20 protein-coding genes are annotated in these 23107 nt (G+C 58.2%); 14 read left to right on the top strand and 6 right to left on the bottom strand.

Going from position 1 to position 23107, the window contains the following annotated elements; all coding sequences use genetic code 11:
- Nucleotides 1-77: 77 nt before the first annotated feature.
- From trbF to RPS27_RS17705, 4 genes are read left to right on the top strand one after another with little or no spacing between them, the layout of a single operon-like run.
- On the top strand, nucleotides 78-761 hold the full coding sequence (gene trbF / locus RPS27_RS17720) for a conjugal transfer protein TrbF (RefSeq protein ID WP_006018735.1): 684 nt from the start codon (nucleotides 78-80) through the stop codon (nucleotides 759-761).
- Nucleotides 758-1792, top strand: coding sequence for a P-type conjugative transfer protein TrbG (gene trbG / locus RPS27_RS17715; protein WP_006018736.1), 1035 nt, complete (start codon nucleotides 758-760; stop codon nucleotides 1790-1792). The genes trbF and trbG overlap by 4 nt, the downstream gene beginning before the upstream one ends.
- Nucleotides 1789-3000 (top strand): TrbI/VirB10 family protein, encoded by a 1212-nt coding sequence (locus RPS27_RS17710; RefSeq protein ID WP_006018737.1) that lies wholly within the window; start codon nucleotides 1789-1791, stop codon nucleotides 2998-3000. The genes trbG and RPS27_RS17710 overlap by 4 nt, the downstream gene beginning before the upstream one ends.
- A gap of 8 nt (nucleotides 3001-3008) precedes the next feature.
- A complete protein-coding gene (locus RPS27_RS17705; protein WP_006018738.1) occupies nucleotides 3009-3248 on the top strand; it encodes a DUF2274 domain-containing protein in 240 nt (79 codons plus the stop codon).
- On the opposite strand, the gene RPS27_RS17700 is transcribed toward RPS27_RS17705, so the two are convergent.
- The 5 genes from RPS27_RS17700 to RPS27_RS17680 form a co-directional block, all read right to left on the bottom strand.
- Nucleotides 3221-4177, bottom strand: a complete 957-nt coding sequence (locus tag RPS27_RS17700) for a LysR family transcriptional regulator (RefSeq protein WP_013500405.1) — start codon at nucleotides 4175-4177, stop codon at nucleotides 3221-3223. The genes RPS27_RS17705 and RPS27_RS17700 overlap by 28 nt on opposite strands.
- Nucleotides 4178-4236: 59 nt before the next feature.
- A complete protein-coding gene (locus RPS27_RS17695) occupies nucleotides 4237-4866 on the bottom strand; it encodes an acyl-homoserine-lactone synthase (RefSeq protein ID WP_006018740.1) in 630 nt (209 codons plus the stop codon).
- A gap of 81 nt (nucleotides 4867-4947) precedes the next feature.
- Nucleotides 4948-5676 carry a LuxR family transcriptional regulator gene (locus RPS27_RS17690; protein WP_013500406.1) on the bottom strand — a complete coding sequence of 243 codons (729 nt, stop codon included), beginning with the start codon at nucleotides 5674-5676 and terminating at the stop codon, nucleotides 4948-4950.
- 330 nt (nucleotides 5677-6006) lie between these two features.
- Nucleotides 6007-7599 (bottom strand): GMC family oxidoreductase, encoded by a 1593-nt coding sequence (locus RPS27_RS17685; protein WP_006018742.1) that lies wholly within the window; start codon nucleotides 7597-7599, stop codon nucleotides 6007-6009.
- Nucleotides 7600-7907: 308 nt separating this feature from the next.
- Nucleotides 7908-9155 (bottom strand): CaiB/BaiF CoA transferase family protein, encoded by a 1248-nt coding sequence (locus RPS27_RS17680; RefSeq protein WP_006018744.1) that lies wholly within the window; start codon nucleotides 9153-9155, stop codon nucleotides 7908-7910.
- Nucleotides 9156-9342: 187 nt separating this feature from the next.
- Here RPS27_RS17680 and RPS27_RS17675 point away from each other — a divergent pair, with 187 nt between their 5' ends.
- The 4 genes from RPS27_RS17675 to RPS27_RS17660 are packed head-to-tail and all read left to right on the top strand — an operon-like array spanning nucleotide 9343 to nucleotide 13712.
- The gene (locus tag RPS27_RS17675) at nucleotides 9343-10503 is read left to right on the top strand and encodes an ABC transporter ATP-binding protein (RefSeq protein ID WP_006018745.1); all 1161 of its coding nucleotides are present in this window, start codon (nucleotides 9343-9345) and stop codon (nucleotides 10501-10503) included.
- Complete coding sequence (locus RPS27_RS17670; RefSeq protein ID WP_006018746.1) at nucleotides 10463-11824, top strand: ABC transporter substrate-binding protein; 1362 nt, start codon at nucleotides 10463-10465, stop codon at nucleotides 11822-11824. Before RPS27_RS17675 ends, RPS27_RS17670 begins: the two co-directional genes overlap by 41 nt.
- Before the next feature lie 32 nt (nucleotides 11825-11856).
- Nucleotides 11857-12729: a carbohydrate ABC transporter permease gene (locus RPS27_RS17665; RefSeq protein ID WP_006018747.1), complete on the top strand. Its 873-nt coding sequence runs from the start codon at nucleotides 11857-11859 to the stop codon at nucleotides 12727-12729.
- Nucleotides 12726-13712 (top strand): carbohydrate ABC transporter permease, encoded by a 987-nt coding sequence (locus RPS27_RS17660; protein WP_013500408.1) that lies wholly within the window; start codon nucleotides 12726-12728, stop codon nucleotides 13710-13712. The genes RPS27_RS17665 and RPS27_RS17660 overlap by 4 nt, the downstream gene beginning before the upstream one ends.
- An 87-nt stretch (nucleotides 13713-13799) precedes the next feature.
- Here the strand turns inward: RPS27_RS17660 and RPS27_RS17655 are convergent, their stop codons facing one another.
- On the bottom strand, nucleotides 13800-14528 hold the full coding sequence (locus RPS27_RS17655; RefSeq protein WP_006018749.1) for a FadR/GntR family transcriptional regulator: 729 nt from the start codon (nucleotides 14526-14528) through the stop codon (nucleotides 13800-13802).
- 202 nt (nucleotides 14529-14730) lie between these two features.
- On the opposite strand from RPS27_RS17655, the gene gor reads away from it, so the two are divergent.
- From gor to glcE, 6 genes are all read left to right on the top strand, one after another.
- Nucleotides 14731-16116: a glutathione-disulfide reductase gene (gor, locus tag RPS27_RS17650; protein ID WP_006018750.1), complete on the top strand. Its 1386-nt coding sequence runs from the start codon at nucleotides 14731-14733 to the stop codon at nucleotides 16114-16116.
- 215 nt (nucleotides 16117-16331) lie between these two features.
- On the top strand, nucleotides 16332-17888 hold the full coding sequence (locus tag RPS27_RS17645; protein WP_006018751.1) for a class I adenylate-forming enzyme family protein: 1557 nt from the start codon (nucleotides 16332-16334) through the stop codon (nucleotides 17886-17888).
- Between the two features lie 25 nt (nucleotides 17889-17913).
- The gene (locus RPS27_RS17640) at nucleotides 17914-19368 is read left to right on the top strand and encodes an NAD-dependent succinate-semialdehyde dehydrogenase (protein WP_006018752.1); all 1455 of its coding nucleotides are present in this window, start codon (nucleotides 17914-17916) and stop codon (nucleotides 19366-19368) included.
- A gap of 127 nt (nucleotides 19369-19495) precedes the next feature.
- Nucleotides 19496-20365 (top strand): hypothetical protein, encoded by an 870-nt coding sequence (locus RPS27_RS17635; RefSeq protein WP_006018753.1) that lies wholly within the window; start codon nucleotides 19496-19498, stop codon nucleotides 20363-20365.
- 87 nt (nucleotides 20366-20452) lie between these two features.
- Nucleotides 20453-21889, top strand: a complete 1437-nt coding sequence (locus tag RPS27_RS17630; protein WP_006018754.1) for an FAD-linked oxidase C-terminal domain-containing protein — start codon at nucleotides 20453-20455, stop codon at nucleotides 21887-21889.
- 15 nt (nucleotides 21890-21904) lie between these two features.
- Nucleotides 21905-23095, top strand: a complete 1191-nt coding sequence (gene glcE, locus RPS27_RS17625) for a glycolate oxidase subunit GlcE (protein WP_006018755.1) — start codon at nucleotides 21905-21907, stop codon at nucleotides 23093-23095.
- Nucleotides 23096-23107 lie beyond the last annotated feature (12 nt).

The raw sequence follows: 23107 nt of genomic DNA, 5'->3' as shown, positions 1-23107 counted from the left end.
CCCGCCACGCGGCAGCGCCTCAAACCCAGACACTACACGGCTCAAAGCCGATCACTTGATCTCAGGGGCAATCATCAATGATCAAACGACCATTAGTTCACTACGGGCGCATGCCCGAACCGATCACGCCTTATCAAAAAGCAGCCCAAGTTTGGGACGAACGCATTGGATCCGCCCGCGTGCAAGCCAAAAACTGGCGGCTGATGGCGTTCGGTTGTCTCATACTGTCAGCCGGTCTCGCTGGTGGGTTGGTCTGGCAATCAAGCCATGGGTCGATCACGCCCTGGGTGGTCGAAGTCGACCATCTTGGCCAAGCCCAGAGGGTTGCGCCGGCCAACTTCGACTATCAACCGACTGATGCGCAGATCGCCTACCATCTGGCGCGCTTTATCGAGGATGTCAGAGGTCTGCCGGCCGACGGCATCGTTCTACGCCAAAACTGGCTCCGGGCCTATGATTTTACGACCGATCGCGGCGCCGCTGCGCTCAACGACTACGCGCGGAACAATGACCCCTTTGCCAAGCTCGGTAAGGCGCAAATCTCCGTCGACGTCTCGAGCGTCATTCGCGCGTCGTCGGAAAGCTTTCGGGTCGCATGGACCCAGCGCACCTATGACAACGGTTCGCTGAGCTCGACCGAACGCTGGACCGCAATTCTCACCATCGTGATCGAGATGCCCCGCGATGCCGAACGCCTGCGCAAGAATCCCCTTGGCGTTTACGTCCGCGCCATCAACTGGTCAAAGGAGTTGAGTCAGTGACCAAGACGCCGTTTGACGTTTATTCGAAGCGCCCCGCCCCGGACTGCGGGATCGGTCCCACTTGGCCCGCGTTCTTGACCGCGAAGCGAGCAGTTTTGTTTGCTCTCCTGCTTGGTTCCTCGGCGCTCGGTGGGTGCGCGACCTACATTCCTCCGGAGATCAGCTATGACGCCGAAGTGCCTCCGTTACCGGCTACGCCGGTGGCTCTCGACGACAGATCGCGACCGCTTCACATTCCACCCCTCTGGAAGCCGGCTCTCGGCGGCAAGTCGGGAGGGAAGGAAGACGCTGAACCTGTGAGCCGGGTTGAGACAGCAAATAGCGCGGCCCGGGTCGAACCGCGCAAGCGAGGGTATTTCAACGCAGCGCAAATCTACGCCTACAGTCCTGGGGCGCTCTATCAGATTTACGCCGCGCCGGGGCAGATCACGGATATCGCGCTCGAGGAAGGAGAACTTTTGACGGGATCAGGGCCGATCGCGGCCGGAGATACCGTACGCTGGGTCGTGGGCGATACCGAGAGCGGGAGCGGCGACACACGGCGCGTCCATATCCTGGTCAAGCCGACCCGAGCCTCGATCGAGACCAACCTGGTGGTCAATACTGACCGGCGCACCTACCTGATTGAGCTCCGCTCTCGCGAGCGGCCGTACATGCCATCCGTTGCTTGGTACTATCCTGAGACGGTACGCGAACGGTCGCGTTCAGCTGCTCTGAAGCCCGTTCTTCCGGACCCAGCGCAGCGTATCTCCCGCTATTCCATCGAAGGCGACAGTCCTCCCTGGCGGCCGCTAGCCGCATATGACGATGGCCGCAAGGTCTACGTCGAATTCCCGCTCGGCATCGTGCAGGGCGAAATGCCTCCGCTCTTTGTCATCGGCCCAGACGGCAAGACAGAACTCGTCAACTATCGCGCCTACGGCAATGTGTTGATCGTCGATCGGCTGTTTGCGGCCGCCGAACTCCGGCTCGGCGGTGAGCACCAGCAGAAGGTCAGGATTGTCAGGACCGACGGGAGACCGTCGTCATGAACACCCGGAATGAAAACGATCACGAGCAAGCAGTTCCGCCGGAGACACAAGCGGAGCAGTCCGAAAGTTTCCGCTTGAGAGCGGAGCATCCGCGCGTGACGCGGTTGTCGCGGAAGGTCTTGGCTGGCGGGAGCGCGGTTGCCCTGCTTGTTATCGGCGGAGCAGTGTTGTGGTCACTTCAGAGCAATCGTGCTCGAAATCAGGCGGCCGATGAGCTTTACAGCACCGACCATCACAATGTTGCCGACGGCATTACGACCCTGCCGAAGGACTATGCTGGCGTTCCGCGCCAGCCAATCCCGCAGCTTGGTCCGCCGCTCCCCGGTGACCTCGGTCGACCGATCCTTGCCGCTCAAGGCCAGTCGCCGACGAGCGGCGCTGATCCGGACCAGCAGCGCCGGGATCAGGAGACCGAAGCAGCCCGCATCAGTCATCTGTTCGCTTCGACCAATGGACGAGAAGTGCGTCCGTCCGCGACTGCGGCTGTTGGAAGCGAGCGGGTCGTGCCACCGAACGCAACGAGCACCGGCGACGATGGATCTGTGCAAAACGGTCAGGACCGGAAGCTTGCCTTCGTCAACGCCTCTGTGGACCGTCGCACGGTAAGCCCTGACCGCATCACCAGGCCGGCCTCACCGTATGTCGTGCAGGCTGGGACGGTCATTCCGGGTGCCCTGATCACCGGGATCCGATCAGACCTTCCGGGCCAGGTTACAGCGCAGGTAACCGAAAATGTTTTTGATACCCCGACCGGCCGCTTTCTGCTTGTGCCTCAGGGAGCGCGTCTGATCGGCATCTACGATAGCCAGGTCACTTTCGGCCAGTCCCGCGTCCTGCTCGTCTGGACCCGGCTGATCATGCCGAACGGACGTTCTATCGTTCTCGAGCGGCAGCCTGGCGTTGACGCTGCCGGGTATGCAGGCCTCGAAGACCAGGTCGACAATCACTGGGGTGAGCTGTTCAAGGCTGCGGCCCTATCGACGTTTCTGGCGGTCGGGACCGAACTGGGTGCCGGCTCGGACACCAACAGCAACGACAGCGCAATTATCCAGGCCTTGCGACACGGCGCCTCGGACTCACTGAATCAAACCGGACAACAGGTGGTTCGGCGCAGTCTCAACATCCAGCCGACCCTGACGATCCGCCCGGGTTTTCCGGTTCGTGTCATCGTCAACCGGGATCTCCGCCTCGAGCCTTACACAGGATGACAACCTCAATGACGAAGCTGAAGATCGCCGCCGTCCCAGACGACAAGCCGGTGAAGGTGACCGCGGAGTTGCCTGCATCCGTCCACCGGGACCTTGCTGCGTACGCGGAGGCAATCGCGCGTGAAACGGGTCAGCGCGCCGATCCAACAAAATTGATCGCGCCGATGCTGGCGCGGTTCATGGCGGCTGACCGAGGATTCGCCCGTCTACGACGCGCGTGTCAATCGCCGAGAGATGGGGAGGAATAGCGCTCCGCCAGCATTTCGAGAAAGCGGTTGAGGGCTGGATTCTCGTTGTCAGCGCACCAGTGTGCAGAAAAGCCGATATGGCTTGATCCTGTCCCGTCCCGTAGTTCGCGATATTTCAGTCCGGCGAAACTCGCGCCCATATCGGACTCCATGACGAGGCTAATGCCTAGTTTCATACTGACGAGACCCTTGATCATGCTTCGGCTGACGTCGTGTCGGTCGATCTTGGGCCGATCGTCCGTAGATACAAATTTCGATATGATGAGATCTTCAAACTCGCGGCTGGAATCGTGATGGCTTAGTAGTACGGTTTCGTCGCGAAGATCGGTCCAATAAACCGCGTCGCGCGCCGCCAAAGGGTGATCCTCAGGCAATGCAACGAGGACGCGTTCGCTCCAGACCCTGAGCGTCTTGTTGTCCGATGATGGCGTGTCGCTCGTAACGATGAGAACGTCGAGTGTTCCGCTCCGGAGCGCGTTCATAAGCAAAGTGCGCGGCCGTTCGGCTATAGCGAGTTCGATCCGAGGAAATCTCGTTCTAAAGTCGAGGAGGGTAGTCCGCAGATTGCCTGCTGAAATCGACGTGCAGAAGCCGACCGAAAGGTGGCCAGTTTCGCCACGACCAATTGATCTGCCGGTTGCAACGAGTGTATCAACCTGCTCCAGCACCATTCTTGCGATCCGCACGACTACTTTACCAGCAAGTGTTGGCTGGACTCCCGCGGTCGACCGCTCAAACAAGCTGGTCCCGACTAGGCGCTCGAGTTGGCCAATGGAGCGGCTCACGACAGAATGTGGAATGGAAAGTAATTCAGCGGCTTGCCGAAGACTTCCACAGTCGTTGGCAACGACTGCAAACCGAAGCAGGCGCAGGCCGATGACGGGCATTCCGGTCGTGCGCTGCTGGTTGTCAATGTTGTTGATTTCCATCATGCCTGTAGCCCGTCAGTAGGCGAAACTGCGTCCCAGGGGTCCGCTGTGCGACCGTTCTAGGCGACGCGCAATACAGGCGCCCAGAGCACTGGCCCGGAAAGTCCGCCTGCCCCACGGAGTTTCGCGAGCGCCGCACTGGAGATATCCAGATATCCAGCGACGGCGAGAGTGTTCCCAATCTTAGAGGGAGCGCCGATTCGACGTAGCGGCCACCCAGCGCGCCGCAGGATCCTTTCCATTCGGGCGTCGGTAACGGTAACAATATCGCTCAGATGCCGCGAAAGCCCAAATTCCACCATGCCAGCAAACAACTCGTAGGTGGCACAAGCTATTCCGTGTTCTCCTTTTGGTGTGTCGAGTCTAGCGTCGATCGCAAAGCGGCTGCTTTCCCATATCTGCGGACTCATGGGCATCGGCTGACCATTCAGAAGCGCGGGAAATGTGTCGCGGAGCATCGTCGGTCCCTTGGTTGGAAGCAGGCGGACGCAGCCTTGTACCCGGCCGTCGTCCGAGAGTTGGGCGAGGTATGCCGGATGCAACGAGTCGAACTTGTCAACTTCCATGTCGCCGCTAATTTGAACGTCCCAGTCCATCCGGACCTTGAAGACGCGATGTCGTAGTTGGTGTATTGCAAAGAGCGTATGGGAGAATTCGCCGTACCAAGGCTCCGTGATGAGCTGAATCATGACATCCTCCAAGGTTGCCATGATTCTTTGAGGCGAAGTTACGCTAAGAAGCATCACCCCTAGTTGTGGGAGGAGTTCGCCTTAGTTTTGCTGTTCTCGTTTGGCAGCGGCCACGCGTAGTGCCGCTTGAACAACGGTTCGCACTCCCAATTTTGCTTTCGCGTTGTTCAGGTAAGAGATAGCAGTGTGATGCGATATTCCCAGAATGCGTCCGATGTCCCAAGCGCTCTTGCCGCGGGCGGCCCACTCCAGACATTCGAACTCGCGGGCGGACAAAGCTGCTCCATCAACACGAAGATCGCTCGCGAGTTTGCGGCGAACGTGTGAGTGGAAGAACATCGCCATCAACTGAAGCATTCGAGGGTTCGACGTGACGAAGCGTTCGAATTGAGCTTCCCGTTGGTTGCCGGCAAAGGTGACGGCGGCAACGGGGCCGTGTCCGTCATGGATAGGAACGGTGAATCCTAGCCGAATGCCATATTGGGAGGCTTCGTCCAGCAACCGCTTCTGTGCCGGCGAAAGATATCGTTCGGTCGATCCGATTCCCCAGCGAAACGGCTCGGTGTCCCGTAGCGCCTGCATGATAACCGGATCGATCCGTTCGTAGTGGCTCCTTAGGTAGTGTGAAGTCCACTCCTTTGGGTATGTCGACATAAGACGGGGTGTCCCATCGAGCTTTTGCGGTAGCGCGAGGTACGCAAAGCAAGACAGGTCGAGAGCCGCGGCTGTGACGGCCATGGCTCCCGAAAGCTCTGCTTGATCTTCAGCGCTCGAAAGATGATCAATGAAGTCTTGAAATATGCGATGCATGTCGAGCTAGGTTAGGTGGCGTCGGTACTTGATCTCCGGCACGGCTGTCCCGGTTAAACCTTCCTTATCGAACGGTCAGAGCAGCACGGACATCGTTGACGATTGCGGGTGATGTCCAAAAGGGTACTCAAATCCATAAAAGAAGCCCGGGACCCGTCATCGGACCCCGGGCAGTCTAGGGAGGACGCCCTCAGGCGCTTGCTGCCATTTACTGACACCTTCGCGTCAGACCGCCGACAACGAGCGGGACCACGGGAAATCAAGCGATGGCCTGTGCGATGAAAGGCAGGGTTTCAGATTGTTCCTGCCATTGAGGGAGAGAACATTGGGTCACTTCCCGGCAATCAACTCTGCAGCTTTCTCCGCCATAGCCATGATCGGCAGATTGGTGTTTCCGCTGATCACGGTCGGCATAAGTGAACCGTCGATAACGCGTAGATTGTCGATGCCCCGAACCCGAAGCTTGCTATCGACCACGGCGTCGCGATCCTCACCCATGCGACATGTTCCGACCGGGTGGTAGATCGTTTCTGCGCGGGCTCGTATCCACTTTTTGCGGGATTCCGTGCTGGTAAACGGATCGATATCGAGTTTGCGCTTAATGTGTTTTCGGAGCGCCGGCTGATCGATGATCTCGCACATCTGCCGAACGCCTTCTTGCATGCTGACGAAATCACTTTCATCGGATAGAAAGCGGGGGTCGATCGCCGGCGCGACGAAGGGATCGGCCGACCGCAGGCGCAGCGTTCCACGACTCTTCGGACGAAGCTGGCATACGCGAATGGCAAAGCCGTGCGGGACGCGCTCGCCCTGCGGCGGGTTTCGCAGCGCGACGATGAGATGAGCCTGCCACTCAGGCCACGATGAGGTTTTATCGGGCCCCCAGAAGGCTCCGGCTTCGACCCCCTGTGAGGTGCCGGGCCCCGTGCCTCGGAGCATATATTGTGCGCCGGCCAAGGCACCTCTGAACAATCCGATGTACGGCGTCAGTGTGATCGGCTGCGACGCCTCCAATCGAATTGCGCAATCCAAATGATCTTGCAGATTGCTTCCAACGCCGGCGGAATCGAGCACCGGCTTGATGCCGAGTGAACGGAGGTGATCGGCCGGTCCAATTCCTGACAGCATCAGTAATTGCGGCGAACCAATGGCCCCGGAAGTCAGCAAGACTTCTCGTTCGGCCGAAACGGTGACCTCACGCCCGTTGTGGTCAATGACAACACCCCGAACGCGCGTGCCTTCGACCGCGAGGCGCCGAACCTGAGTGTTGGCCATGATGGTCAGATTGCTTCGTCCTTTCCCCTGGTCGAGAAACTTGAAAGCACCTGAACGCTTGCCGTCTGAAATCGTAAGTTCGTAGAAGCCTGCGCCCATCTGAGACGGACCATTGAAGCCGTTGTTCTCGGGGAGGCCTGCCGACTTGGCGCTCTCAATAAATGCCTTCGAGATTGGATGCTGCAACACGCCATAAGAAAGTCGGATCGGACCCGAATAACCTCGGTCCTGATCGGGCTGGGACGTTACCTGGGCGGCGTCCTCGATTTTTCTAAGGTAGGGGCGGAGGTTTTCGTACCCCCACCCACGACAGCCTTGCGCTTCCCATGAGTCGTAATCCTGAGGATTTCCCCGGATCGCAATCATGGAGTTGATGGCGGACGACCCTCCCACCACCTTGCCACGGGGAATATAGATCTTGCGATTGTTGAGTTCGGTCTGCGGTTCGGTCCAAAATTGCCAGTTATGCTTCGGACTCGTGTAGAGCACGCGAATGCCCGCCGGCATGTGAACGAAGATTGAAGAAGAGGGACGTCCGGCCTCGAGCAGCAACACCTTGACGTTGGGATCTTCGCTCAATCGAGCGGCGAGCACGCATCCTGCCGATCCTGCGCCGACAACGATATAATCGTATTTCGAGAGCTTCATCCTCCGTCCCCTATTTCAAAAGCCGACGATCGGTTCGTTTTTGCGACCAGTTTCGCCAAGGTCAGGCCTTCCCGACTTGCAAAAGCCATCGCCAAACTATAATTGGTCCTACCAATCAGGTCGATCCAATTATAGCGACGAAGGCCTGGTAGTCAACGGAGAGCTCGTCTCATGTTTCAATACCGGAGGATCGTGGCCGCGTTCCTGCTCCTCGGCGCAGGGCTCGCCGTTTTGCTGCTCGCTCCTGCCAAACCTGCCATCCAGCCGGACCAAGAGACGATTCGACGAGTGATATGGGCTCTTGGCCCCTAGCCGACTTCGGGACGTCCGATATCGATGATCCGTCGCTCACTTAGATCTTGGATGGCCGCCGAGTCGTACTTCAGTATCGACTTGAGGATGTTTGCAGTATCCTCGCCTCGCCGCGGCGGTCCTTTGGCATATTCGATCTTCGTTCCGGAAAACTTTATCGGATTGGCGACGAGAGGGGCTGTTGTTCCGGAAGAATGAGGAAGATTGACCTGCATCTCCCGATGGATAACCTGAGGGTGAGCGAACACCTGATCCAGCCGGTTGATCGGTGCGCAAGGCACGCCCACGGGCTCCAGAATGGAAATCCAATGCTGGGTCGTCTGCTGTATCAGATGCGCATCGAGTAGGGGGATGAGTTGATCACGATTCTTAAGCCGGTCGGTGTTAGTGACGAAACGGCTATCGGTTGCCAGGCCGCTTAAACCAGTAGCTGCACAGAACTTCCGGAATTGCTGATCATTACCAACGGCGAGCACGAAGGAACCGTCGCTGGTTCTGAAGACCTGATATGGAACGATGTTTGGATGCGCGTTGCCGAACCGTTTCGGCGGCGTGCCGGTCGTGAGGAAATTCAAATTTTGGTTGGCGAGAACCGCGACCTGGACGTCCAGCAGTGCCATGTCGATATGCTGTCCTTCTCCGGTGCGTTCGCGATGCAGTAATGCGGAGATGACGCCGGCGGCGCTATACATGCCAGTGAGAATATCGACGATCGGAACCCCGACCTTCTGCGGACCCCCGCCTGGCTTGTCATCACTCTCTCCGGTAATGCTCATCAGGCCGCCGATGGCCTGAATGGCCATATCGTATCCTGCGACGTCCTTCATCGGGCCGGTCTGGCCATAGCCGGTGATGGAACAGTAAATGATGTCAGGCTTGACCCTTTTAAGCGCCTCGTAGTCGAGGCCGTAACGCGCCATGTCGCCGACCTTGTAGTTCTCGATCACGAGATCGGCTTGCTGGGCAAGTGCGCGCACAATGGCGCTACCCTCGTCAGTCGATATATCGACGCATATCGAATGCTTGCCGCGATTGGCGCTCAGGAAATACGCGCTTTCGGTCGTATCAATTCCACCGTCTTTCCGCAGAAAGGGCGGGCCCCACTGCCGCGTATCGTCGCCGGTGCCAGGGCGTTCGATCTTCCAAACCTCGGCTCCTAGATCAGACAGCAACTGCGCTAACCAAGGCCCCGCGAGGATTCTCGAAAGATCCAGCACTCGATAACCTGCCAACGGTCCAGCCATCACGCTTCCTTGAAGTCTGCGGGTCAAATAGCCGCGCGCCGTGCGAGGCCGCACTAACTATATGTGGAGCGACCAGATTGGTCAAACCAAATGCTGCTTGACACCGCGCATCACGCGACATACGGTCCTGCCAAATTGGTTTAACCAATTAATGAAAATACCGGGAAGAACGTGAAGGTCTGGCTGTATGGCGCGAGTAACTCTCCAGAATGTCGCGAAATCCTTTGGAGGAGATCGAGGGCCATGGGCCGTTCAGGACTTTTCGTTGGATATTGCCGATGGCGAACTGGTCGTGTTCGTCGGCCCGTCCGGCTGCGGCAAGTCCACGACGTTGCGAATGCTCGCCGGTCTAGATGACGTCACATTCGGCAAGATTCTGATCGACGGAAGGGACGTCACCGCGCTTCCGCCGAAAGATCGCAACATTGCGATGGTTTTTCAGAACTACGCTCTCTATCCACAGAAGACGGTCTTCGAAAACATGGCCTTCGGCCTTCGGGTCCGTAGGACGCCACAGCAGGAGATCGATCGTCGGGTGCGCAGCGCGGCATCAAGTCTCGGATTGGAGGCCCTGCTGGAGCGCAAGCCACGCCAATTGTCGGGTGGTCAGATGCAGCGCGTAGCGCTTGGTCGCGCGTTAGTCAGAGATCCCGACGTATTCCTCCTCGACGAACCCCTCTCGAACCTTGATGCGAAGCTGCGGGTCCGGACGCGAGAAGAGATTGCGACGCTACACGCCCGATTGGGCGCGACGATGATATTTGTTACCCACGATCAGGTCGAGGCCATGACGCTCGGCGATCGTATCGTGATCATGCGTGACGGATTCATCCAACAGGCGGGCAGTCCGCTTGACCTTTATGATCGGCCCGCGAACGCCTTCGTGGCGACTTTCATCGGGTCTCCAGAGATGAACCTGATTGATGGCGGGTTGATGCGCGACGGGGGCGCGCTCGTAATGCGCTCCGGCGGTTTGAGCGTCAACTTGCCTGCCCAGTCATTCTCCGAAGCGGAAAGGGATGTCACGCTTGGCATTAGGCCCGAGCACATCGAGCGCGCGGAAACCTCCACGGCTTTTGAGCTGGTAGTCGGCTTGGTCGAGCAAATCGGCGCGCAAACCTATGTGCTGGGTAAGATCGATGGCAACAAAATCCGCGCGGTATTTGCTCGGGACGATGCGCTGAGGGCGGGCGACCGAATTTTTGTGAATTTGTCTCAAGAGAAGTTGCACCTGTTCTCGCGCGAGAGCGGCAAGACACTGAGGCGGACCTCGACGAAAGGCGAAAATGGCAACGGGAGAGAACTTCATGGACAAGCTCAGCTTAGGCGCGCCGAGTTCCAAGGCTAACGTGAGCGACATCGATCGGCGGCGTTTTCTCAAAACGACGGCTGGTGCAGCGGCTGGCATCGCGGGCTCACTTTCCGCGCCCTATGTCAACGCACAGTCCGGGGTAACGCTTCGCATTTTGAACGCTGAAACGACTGCTGCGAGCCAATCGGCCTTGCGCGATGCGTGCAATGAATACGAGAGCAAGTTCGGCGTAAAAATCGTCGTCGACTCGACGCCGATTAGTGGTGGTTATGCGAAGTCGATGGCGGCCATCAATGCTGGCGCTCCTTACGATATCGCCACGGCGGGATACATTGCGCACATCTTGCAATACGCGATGGCGGGTCACATCGTGCCGTTGACGGATCTTGTCAAAAAATATTCGTGGGGGAAGCAGGGAACCTGGTCATATAAGGGAGAAAATTGGTTCTATCCCTATGACTACAATTTGGTGACGGTTTTCTACAGAAAAGATCTGTATCAGGAGAAGGGCCTGAAGGTTCCCAACACATGGGCCGAGTTCCTTGAGAATTGCCGGGCGCTGACTGTCGCGAAGGATGGCAACATAGAGCGAGGGGGGTGCGTCATACCGCTCGCGAGTGACAGTGCCACCAACTGGGCGAGCTTCGGCAACTTGTTTGCAGACGCGCCGAAGTTTTATGACGACAAGTGGAACGTCGTTCTCGATGCGCCGGGGAATGCCGGACCGACCGGCCGTTTTCTCGATCTATATGCCGATCTTTATAAAACGATGCCGGCTGGCATGAACACGGTCAGCTATGCTGAGCTGATGAGTCTTTTCGCGACGGGAAAGGTTGCGCATACCGTCTATTCGGGCCGCGTAGTCGAGGCGCTGGAAGCTCGCAATCCGGACCTCGCAAACAAGTATGGTATTTTCGCTTCTCCAGACAGTGCTGGTAAGCAGAACGCACTGTCCTTCGCCTTCGATGGCTTTATTCTTTACAAGACTAAGCAGACTGAGGCGGCCTTTAAGTTTCTACAATGGTTTATTGACGCGCACTATATTCGCTGGCTGCACTCCGCCTGGATGAATTTCCAACCGGCGCGATTGGACATTTACGAAGATCCACGGTGGAAAAATCATCCGATGATTCAGAAGCATTGGGCGACGATGGAGCAGATGAAGTCGTTCATTGATGAAGACAGCAAGACGGTTCTTAACTCAATAGATATGACGGGTCCGTCGTTTGATCTGCGACCGTGCAAGGTCTTTGATGCGAACATTATGCCGGAGATGCTGCAAAATCGGGTTCTTAAGAACATGTCGTCAAGCGACTGCGTGAAAGCCGCCGCCGATCGAATCCGAAAAATTGGCTGAGCATCGGAACTGGTGAATAGAGGCCCGAGGCTATGCGACAGGACTGGCGAATCATCGGTTTGTTCATCGGGGGTGTACTGGTACTCGGTACAATTGTTGGCGGACCTCTCCTCTATTCGATAAAGCTCTCCTTCTACACAGCGGCGTCGTTCATCGACCCGCCGCAGTGGGTGGGACTTGGCAATTACGTGAAGGTTCTTAGTGAGCCGCTGTTCTGGGGCTCGCTGTTAAACGGTGTCACGATCGCCATCTCGGCGATCGTGCTGCAAGTCGTTCTCGGCGTCACCATTGCGCTCGTCCTCAATAGGCAGTTTGTGGGGCAGACTGTCGTGCGGGCGCTGTCAATCGTGCCGTATTTTCTTCCGACGGTCGTCGCCTGCCTCATCACGCAGTGGATTCTTGATCCCAACTACGGCCTTCTCAAGAGTGTCTTCGCGTCATTCGGATATGGGATGTTCGATTGGGGAGGTAATTCAACGAGCGCGAAGGCGACTATTGTCCTTGTTAGCGTTTGGATCTGGACGCCGTTTGTCGTGACCTGTGTTCTTGCCGGCCTTCAATCCATTCCGGCTCAACTGTATGAAGCGGCCCGGGTCGATGGAGCAGGGGTTATGAAGCAATTCTGGCATGTCACGCTGCCAGGATTGAGGTCAGTGTTGATCGTGGTCATCCTCCTGAGAGGGATCTGGATGTTCAACAAGTTCGACGTGATCTGGCTTCTAACGAAGGGCGGACCGCTCAACGAAACCGAGACGCTTCCCACGTTGGCCTACCGAAAAGCGTTTCTCGAGTTCGACTTGGGAGGGGGGGCCGCTGTCGCCACCATCTCGTTCTTGATGTTGGCGAGCATTATCTTGATTTACCTCAGGGTTTTTCCGATCGACGAGGCCAAGCAGGGACGATGACGATGTCGACTCAAAATCAAGCCCGCTCTGCTGCCGCTGTCGTCGTTGGTTCACGAGCGGTGCGGATGTTGCATAGCTCTAGCGGCTCAGGAAGAGAAATCTCAGACTCCACACCTTCAGTCTCGCACGGGAAAACGACGCGGTATTACGGCAAGTCGCTGAAGCAGATTGCCGGCCGCGTCGGTTTGTATGCCGCGGTTGCGCTAATCTGCATCTATTCCTTCTTCCCGATCTACTGGATGATCCTCTCCAGTCTGAGGTCGCCCGAAAAGCTATTTCTGGATTCATCCTTGGTTTTCTGGCCACCCGATCTAAGCTCTTACAAGTCACTCTTGCAGCTTACGAACTATCCGGCGAATTTCGTTAATAGCGTCATGATGGCTATGGCTACGATTGCCGTGGCGACGACGCTGTCATCATTCATTGCTTATGGAGCGACGCGTTTACGGTTTCGGGGCAAAACGACGTTGGTCGCGTCCATGCTGTTCGCCTACATGTTTCCGCCATTGATGTTGGTTATTCCGATGTCCGCCTTGTTCCGAATAGCTGGCTTAGCCGATAGCTTGTGGGGCCTGCTAATCGCTCACCTGGCGATTTCGCTGCCGCTGGCGGTGTGGCTGCTATGGGGCTTTTTCAAATCGATGCCGTTCGATCTGGAGGAAGCGGCAATGGTGGACGGCTGTTCCCAATTCGGCGCCTTCATCAAGGTGGTCCTTCCGCTTTCGGCCCCCGGCTTGATTACGGTCGGCATCTTCTCGTTTTTGCTGTCCTGGGCGGACTACGTATTCGCGCTCATCCTCATCATGAGTGATGATCGCAAGACATTGCCCGTGGGCTTGGCATCAATGCTTGGCGCGCAAGATCTGCGTTGGGGTGAGATACTCGCCGGCGCAACCCTTATTGCTCTGCCGTTGTTCGTTATCTTTATGTTCTGCTATCGATATTTCGTCGCAGGGCTGACGGCGGGTGCGCTCAAAGGTTAGGCACTGTTCGAGCGAAGCACGTCCTCGTGCTTCGCGCTAGACCGTGGGTATTTCGCGTAGAGATGGCGGACGGGGTGCCCGGCAAGACTAACGTTTTGTGACTTTGGTTTCCCCTAGAAGCGATTGCCATGCCTCCACTGTTCGCGAGAGGTGAGCGTTCATCTGTTGTTCGGCTAGGCCTACCCGCCGCTCTTCGATCGCTTCCAAGATGGTGCAATGGTCCTCATAAGATTGTCGACCTCGATTTTGGTCGGCAAAGTAGACCTTCCGTCGATGCCTGGACAGTTCGTAGAACGATCTCGCCACGCGCAGCAAAATGTCGTTCTTGGTTGCAGCAAAAATCGCAAGATGGAACGCCTCGTCCTCGCGCTCTATGCTTTGCTTTTTGGATAGGCGCTTGTTGGTCTCTTCAAGTATGGCGGTGATCTCGCGAATGTTGTCCGCGGTCCTGCGTGTGCAGGCCAACCTGACCGCCTGCCCTTCGAGCATGCGCCGGACCTCCATGACGTCGGCGATTTCCTTGGCCTCGAATGGAACTCCGGATTCAGCATAAAGCACTAGAGCATCGATGCTGCTCTCTTCGATCTTTCGCAGATAGATTCCAGAATTTGGGCGCCGTTCTATCACTCGCATGGTTTCAAGTGCGGCCAGAGCCTCTCGAACCGCGCCGCGACTGGTGTCGAACTTTTCCGCAAAGTCGCGTTCTGATGGCAACCGTTCGGAGGGCTGATAGCGGCGCTCACGGATGAAGGAAAGGATCTTTCCGATGGCGTTCGAAGGAGCCTCAAGCTTGTCGGTTCGATTTCGCTCAGTCATCTAAAATATCCTGCCTGGTCCTGCCGACCACTTGATTTCGATTTCCTCGGTAGCTAATCATGGCCGACCAAATTGGTCGACCAGTACTTTGGAGGAACCTTGAGGATCTCGGTCGAATCCGCCCTGCTTCAGTAGATATCAGGTTGAGGAAATTGAAGCATCTGAAACGCGCCAAATCCACCTAAAGAATTGATTTCCCAGCATGGATAGCTTTGAGACGGATCTGTTTGTCATAGGTGGCGGCTCGGGCGGCGTGCGCGCCGCGCGGATCGCCGCTGGCCATGGCGCCCGCGTCATGATCGCCGAGGAATATCGGATGGGCGGCACTTGCGTCATTCGCGGGTGCGTACCGAAGAAGCTATTCGCCTACGCCTCGCATTTCAGCCACGACATCGCGGATGCCGCGGGCTTCGGCTGGACCGTTCCGCCGGCGACGTTCGACTGGGCCACCCTGATCGCCAACAAAGACAAGGAGATCGCCCGGCTGGAAGCGGCCTACACCACCAACGTGGAGAAATCTGGCGTGCAGGTGATCAAGTCGCGCGCCGTGTTCGAGGACCCGCATACGCTGGTGCTCGACGGCGGCAGGAGGGTGCGCTCGAAGTATATCCTGATCGCCACGGGCGGCGCACCGAACCACGGCAAGGCCATTCCCGGCATCGAGCATGTCATCTCATCGAACGAAGCATTTCATCTACCCGAATTGCCGAAGCGTATCCTGATCCAGGGCGGTGGCTATATCGCGCTGGAGTTTGCGTGCATCTTCTCGGGCCTGGGTTCCCTCGTGACTGTGGTCTATCGCGGCGACAACATCCTGCGTGGCTTCGACGACGACGTCCGCGCCCATGTCCGCGATGAGATGGAGAAGAACGGCATTACCATCCTGACCGGTTGCACGGTCGACGGGATTGAGAAGCACGACGATTGGTACACGTCGCACCTGTCGAATGGCTCCAGCATCGCGTCCGACAAGGTGATGTTCGCCATCGGCCGTCACCCCGCCGTCGCAAATCTCGGGCTGGAGAAAGCCGGCGTCGCCATCAACCCGGATAACGGAGGCATCGTCGTCAACGAAGCCTCGCAGAGCTCGGTGCCACATATCTATGCGGTCGGCGACGTCACCCATCGCTTCAATCTGACGCCGGTAGCGATCCGTGAGGGCCACGCTTTCGCCGATACGGTTTTCGGCAAGCGGGCGGTCAAGGTCGATCACATCGATATTCCGACCGCCGTGTTCACGCAGCCCCAGGTCGGCACCGTGGGCCTCACCGAGGCGCAGGCGCGGGCGCAGTTCGCTATCGTTGATGTCTACAAGGCGGCGTTCCGCCCGTTGAAGGCGACGCTGTCCGGCAGCGAGTCGCGGGTGTTGATGAAACTGGTGGTTGACGCGGGGAGCGACCGCGTCGTGGGTTGCCATATCGTTGGATCGGACGCGGCCGAATTGGTTCAGGTCATCGCCATTGCCGTAAAGATGAAGGCTACCAAGGCGGACTTCGACGCCACTATGGCGCTGCACCCGACCTCCGCCGAGGAACTGGTGACTATGCGTACCCGCACTGCACGTTACGTGCGCGACGCGGCGGCTTAGAAAGCTCAATTTCGATCGATTGTGCAAATTCAGGCCGTTGGCGCGCGCGTTATGCGGCGCCGCTCAAAACGCACTTGACAATACGATTGTGATCATACCAAACTGGTCCTACCAGTATCGGTGAAAATCCAGCAACAGACTAACCTCGCCATCCGCAGCCGCTTGTAGTCGAGGAGCTGGATGCGGAAGTTCTGGCGAAGAAGATTGGGCCCACCATGGAAGTGGATTATTTGACTAGCCTGCCGCGACGCATCCACCTCATTGTGGATGAGGGGGCCAAAGCAGGAGCATCCCGGCCGGCTCTTACTGACGAGCGGGGCATCGTTTGGTCCTATCGGAGACTGATCGATACGATCGAGGCCGTTGCAGGTGACTTGGCGCGTCTAGGGATCCGTCCCGGTGATCGGGTCATGGTGGTGGGCGAGAACTCAATCGGCGCCATCGTCCTGATGTATGCGGCGAGCCGGCTTGATGCATGGGCAGTGATGACGAGCGCACGGCTCGGCCCGCACGAACTGGACGCCATTGAGGGTGATTGCAAGCCCAGACGCGTATTCTATACGCATGGAATATCGGCGGAAGCAGATGCTGCGGCGTGCCGGCGCGGCGCGGAAGCCGAAGCGTTCACGGGGATTGGAGCGATCAAGGTCGGTAAGTTGGAGGCGAGCGCCGTTCCCGAGGAGGTCTATGAGGATCCCGCCCGTCAGGTTGCAGTTCTCATCTACACGACGGGGACTACCGGTCGCCCGAAGGGAGTGATGCTCAGTCATCGCAACCTCGCTTACGTGGCGGGCCGGGGCAAAAGAACCAACACGCTCTTTCCCGAGGACGTCACGCTTTGCGTTATGCCGATCTCTCATTCGTACGGGTTGACGTTGCTGCAAGGTATGTTGTTTGTCGGCGCACACCTGCGGATCATGCCGAGGTTCTCTCTCACGCAAGCAATCGACGCCGTCGTGAATGGTTCGTTGACCGCCTTCAATGCCGTCCCTGCGATGTTGTCGCGGATCATCGCTTACGTCGATCAGAACAATATCAAGCTCACGCCCAATAACCTTCGTTATGTCTATACCGGAACGGCACCGCTCGATCTGTCTCTGCGACAGAGCGTCGAGCGAGTGTTCGGCGTGGTGCTTCATAATGGTTACGGGCTGACCGAGACGTCTCCGACCATCAGTCGGACGCTGTATGCCATGGGAAGCAACGAAATCAACATCGGACCGCCAATCCCGGGAATCGAAACCAAGATCGTCGGACCTGATGGGCGGGAAGTACCCGATGGCGAAGCGGGCGAACTGCTCGTTCGCGGGCCCAACGTGATGTTGGGGTATTATGGTCAGCCGGACATGACCGCGGAGGCGATCGATCGCGAAGGATATTTGAAAACCGGAGATATCGTCAGCCGGTCGCCGGGCGGCGAACTGGTGGTCCAAGGCCGGTCGAAGGAGCTAATTATCAGGTCCGGCTTCAACGTCTATCCGCCCGAAATCGAGGCTGTCCTCAATTCTCATCCGGCGGTTCTCAATTCCGCGGTAGTCGGGCGATCAATCGAGGGCAACGAGGAAATCATCGCTTTCGTTGAGCCGACCCCTGGAAGCACCATCGAAGTGGCCGAACTGCTCGCGCTCGTGGAGCGGCAGCTCGCACCATACAAGAAGCCGCAGCAGATCATTGTCTTGCCGCAACTTCCGGTAGCCCCGAACGGGAAGATTAGAAAGCACGACTTGAAAAAGCGCGCCGAGGAGTCGCTGTCAGCGGCTACCTCAGTTTAACGAATTATAGACCGGACGGACGGAAATGGTGACAAGTCGCGAGCAGATGTACCCCGATACAAAGTTGTTCATCGATGGATCCTGGCGCGATGGAACGAGCGGAAAGGTCGAGCCCATCCTGAATCCGGCGACGGGAAAATTGATCGGAACAGTTGCGCACGCGTCTATCCCCGATCTCGACGACGCACTTGAATCGGCCGTGCGCGGGTTCGAATTGTGGCGGAGGACGTCTTCCTTCGAGCGATACAAATTGATGCGTGGGGCTGCCGAAAAGCTCCGCGAGCGAGCCGCCTCAATCGCGCGTATCATGACGCTCGAGCAAGGCAAGCCGCTGGGCGAGGCGAAGATGGAGGTGTTGCTCGGCGCAGACATCATCGACTGGTTCGCGGAGGAGGCGCGTCGATCCTACGGTCGGACCATTCCGTCACGTTCCGGCGCCGTACAGCAGGTCGTGATCCGCGAGCCAGTTGGGCCTGTCGCCGCCTTCACGCCGTGGAATTTTCCGATCAACCAAGCCGTCAGAAAGATATCAGCTGCGATGGCGGCCGGGTGCTCCGTGATTCTGAAGGGACCCGAAGAAACGCCGGCAAGTTGTGCAGCTCTGGTCAATGCTTATGTCGATGCCGGCTTGCCCTCCGGTGTCCTCAATCTCGTTTTCGGTGTGCCGTCCGACATATCGGAATACTTGATTGCCCACCCTGTCATTCGCAAGATTTCGTTCACGGGTTCGACGCCAGTCGGGAAGCGGCTTGCGGCTCTCGCTGGAAGTCACATGAAGCGCGTTACGATGGAGCTAGGTGGACATGCGCCTGCGCTAGTCTTCGAGGACGCAGATGTCAAACAAGCGGCAAAATTGCTGTCCGCGGCAAAGTTCAGGAATGCCGGCCAGGTTTGTGTTTCTCCGACCCGGTTCATGGTCCATGAACGGGTCTACGACGACTTCGTTGAACAATTCACCGCTGCTGCCAAAGCTCTCGTCGTCGGGGACGGCCTCGACGAAGCGACCCAAATGGGACCACTAGCTAATCTCCGTCGAGTCGAGGCGATGGACGCGCTGGTCTCGGACGCCGTTCAGCGCGGCGCGCGCATCCGGACAGGTGGAAGGCGCCTGCGCAACGATGGCTTCTTCTTTCAACCGACGGTTCTGACGGACGTGCCTCTGGACTCGCGCATTATGAACGAGGAGCCATTCGGCCCTGTTGTGCCAATCGCGTCGTTCTCGACATTCGAGGATGCCATGGTCGAAGCGAATCGGCTCCCTTATGGCCTTGCTGCATATGCGTATACGAAGTCAGCGGCGACGATCGGCGCGCTCGGCTCGATCGTGGAGAGTGGAATGGTGTCGATCAACCACCAAGGCCTTGCCTTACCGGAGACTCCCTTCGGAGGAATCAAGGACTCCGGATACGGTTCGGAAGGTGGTACAGAAGCGATGGACGCGTATCTCAACACTAAGTTCCTGACCCAGATGCACGGTTAGCATGCGCGATCGGCAATGCTGATACGCCGTCGCGGAGCATGCGTCGCGCAGGTCAAACCTCGCGACGGTCCTTCGCCGCGCCAGACTCTAGGGCCCAAAGATCCAACGCCTAAAGCGAGTTAGCGAAGTGTTGTTGACCATCGACCGCGTTCAGATCGCGACGCCGGATGCCAAAAGTGCCGCGGAGATGTGGCGTCGCCGATTGGGGGCGGAACAAGTCTCTGCGGATCGGGTCCGGGGATTGGGCGCCAAACGAGTGACATTGCGTGCCGGGACCGGCGAGATTGAGTTGTTGGAGCCGGAAGGCAACGGCGTTGTCGCGGACGAACTGGCAAGACGCGGGCGATCTCATCTATTCGGCGCCGGCGCGACCTCACTCGACCCGCGTGCACTGGTGCATCATGCCACGTCGGTCGGAGTTGAGCATCAGCACGAAAATGGCCAGGATTTTCTCCGGTTCGAAATCGAGGGGAAGCCGGTCCATTTCGTAATCTCTCCCCCGCGTACGGTGGAGCCGACCGGCGGGATTGATTTCCTTTATGAGGTGACTTTGCTCGCGGCCGACCAGGCAGCCGCGGTAACGCGCTTCGCCGAAGTCTTTCGTCTTGATACACGGAATTTCGTGACGATTACCTCGGAGCTCTTTGGCTATACGGGCGTCCTCACTCTCTTCGCGCCTGATCGCCTCGACCGATTTGAAGTCATCACGCCGACGGACTTCACCAAGACGCTCGGCAGGTATCACGCCCGCCAAGGCTCGTCTTTCTATATGGCGTATGCCGAAAGCCGAGAGATCGGTCGCATCGAAAGATCGGCGAAGGCGGACGACGTGGGACACACGCTGGATCCGCGCGAGGAGAAGCGGAGCGGTCGAGATCCGGAGCAACTCTGGCTTCATCCTCCGGCCCTTGGCGGAATGATGCTAGGGCTATCGCGGCCGACGCTTGGTTGGCGCTGGTCGGGCCACCCTGAGAGGGTCGTGGCGTTAGTGCAATAGAAGCTCGATGGTGGATGCGTCGGGCTTATGTCGATTGCATCAGGCCGCGACTGACCCATCGGAAAAATATCCGATGACGAGGATACGATGAGCAAAATTAGGTTCACCGAACCAAATCGAGAAATCCTCGCGCGCCGAGATTCAATCATAAACGATCTAACCCGCCTTGTTGACCCCGCTGGGCTAATAACGTCGACGGACGAGTGTCGGGCTTATGAGACAGATGCGTTGACGGCCTATCGCAAGATGCCGCTCGCCGTCGTCCTACCGAAGACGACCGAAGAGGTGAGTGCCGTTTTGAAATACTGTCACGACACCGGCGTCAAGGTCGTGCCGCGCGGCGCAGGTACGTCTCTCGCCGGCGGGGCAATTCCGAGTGAAGACGCCGTCGTTCTCGGACTTTCAAAGATGAATCGGGTGCTCGCGGTCAACTACGATGACCGCTTCATCCGCGTCGAAGCGGGAGTCACAAATTTGAGCGTAACGGCGGTGGTGGCGGAGAACGGCTTCTTCTATGCGCCAGACCCTTCCTCTCAACTTGCCTGCACGATCGGAGGCAACATTGCCAACAACTCCGGAGGCGCGCATTGCCTGAAGTATGGAGTCACGACCAATAACCTCCTCGGCGTAAGGATGGTACTGATCGATGGATCGATCATCGATCTCGGCGGTGACTATCTCGATAGCGCTGGACTCGATCTGCTGGGCCTGGTCGTCGGCTCCGAGGGGCAGCTCGGGATAGTGACCGAAGCGACCCTCCGAATTCTGAAATCGGCCGAGGGAGCGCGCCCGGTTCTGTTCGGTTTCCCGTCTTGCGAGGGAGCGGGCAAGGCGGTTGCGGACGTCATTGCCGCCGGTATCATTCCCGTAGCCATCGAATACATGGACAAGGCCGCCATCGAGATCTGCGAGGCCTTCGCCAAGGCCGGCTATCCGCTCGATGTCGAGGCCCTTCTGATTGTAGAGGTCGAAGGGTCCGACGCCGAGATGGACGCGACGCTGGCGGACATCACCGCCATCGCTCGTGCGAATGGTGCGACGACAGTGCGCGAGAGCAGGTCGGCAATTGAGACGGCGGCAATCTGGAAGGGGCGGAAGTCGGCTTTCGGTGCGACCGGGCGAGTCGCTGACTATTTGTGCATGGACGGCACGGTGCCGACCGGCAAGCTGTCGTACGTTTTGGCGGAGATCTCCAAGATCGTACAGCGACACGGATTGCGTGTCGCGAATGTTTTCCATGCCGGTGACGGCAACATGCATCCGCTCATCCTCTACAACGCGAACGATCCGTCGCAGCAGTCGAAGGCGGAAGCAGCGGGAGATGACATTCTCAGGCTCTGCGTTGAAGTTGGTGGGTGCCTGACGGGCGAGCACGGTGTCGGTATCGAGAAGCGTGATCTAATGCGCTGCCAGTTTGACGATGCCGATCTGGCTCAACAGATTCGGGTGCGCGCCGCGTTCGATCCGCGATGGCTGCTCAATACGGATAAGGTGTTTCCCCTCGATTTTCGATGTCAAGGTTAGGGTGACGGGAGTGTGATGACCGATTGCTATAAGCCGCGCGACGAGTGCGGACTGTCGTCTGCCATCAAGGATGCGGCTACAGCAAAGATGCCTCTCGTCGTGCGCGGCGCCGGCTCCAAGTCGGCGATGGGCCGACCGCTGGGTGGATACGCTATGCCTCTAACGACCGAGCGCATGCGCGGAGTTTCACTTTATGAGCCGACAGAGCTCGTCATCGGTGCTTTGCCTGGAACGCCGGTTTCCGAAATCGATCGGATGCTCGCCAAGCACAACCAGATGCTTCCGTTCGAGCCGATGGATCATCGTGTGTTGTTCGGGACGAGCGCAGAGCCGACAATCGGAGGTATTGTCGCCGGGAATGTTTCGGGTCCGCGTCGTGTCGCGGTCGGAGCTTGTCGCGACAGCCTGATCGGCGTTCGCTTGGTCACGGGCCGCGGAGACATCGTGAAATCCGGCGGGCGCGTGATGAAGAATGTCACCGGGCTCGATTTGGTCAAGCTGACCTGCGGTGCGTGGGGCACGCTCGGCGTTTTGAGCGAAGCCATCTTCAAGGTGTTGCCGAAGCCGGCGCGTTCCCTATCGCTGGGATTGCGCGGCTTGGACGACATGACAGCGATTTCGGCGCTAACCGCAGCGCTCGGGTCGACTTTCGCGGTCTCGGCGGCGGCGCATATCCCGGCGAGTATTGGGTCGGACTCGACTACGATCGTTCGACTAGAGGGGTCCGAGGGCTCGGTAGCCTACGGATCCCGCGAACTTGCCAGGCTCTGGTGCTCCTTTGGGCTGCCCGACCTGATCGAAGGGGATGAAAGCGCAAACTTTTGGTTGCGCATCCGCGACGCGCACTGGCTGGCTCAGCCAATGGATCGTTCCATTTGGCGGTTGTCCTTGGCCCCCTCCAAAGCGCCGCGTGCTCTTGCTGACATCCGGCGAAAACTCGGCGTGCGGTATTTCTACGACTGGGGCGGTGGTCTCGTGTGGCTCGCGGTCGTGGGCGCTGACGATGCGGGAGCGTCGGTCGTTCGGGAAGCTATGGTCAATACCGGTGGGCACGCCACACTCGTACGGGCTTCATCGGAGATTCGCCGCAGGATCGATGTGTTCGAGCCGCTTCCTCCTGCGGTGCTCAAGTTGACGCAGGAAATCAAGAAATCTTTCGATCCTGACCGCGTTCTAAATTTCGGCAGGATGTACGCCGGTATCTGAGGCGAGGCGGAC

It is taken from the genome of Bradyrhizobium sp. WYCCWR 12699 (assembly GCF_032144035.1).
Taxonomy (GTDB): domain Bacteria; phylum Pseudomonadota; class Alphaproteobacteria; order Rhizobiales; family Xanthobacteraceae; genus Bradyrhizobium.
Note: the sequence above shows the minus strand (reverse complement) of the source record. Positions and strands in the feature narration are given on the sequence as shown.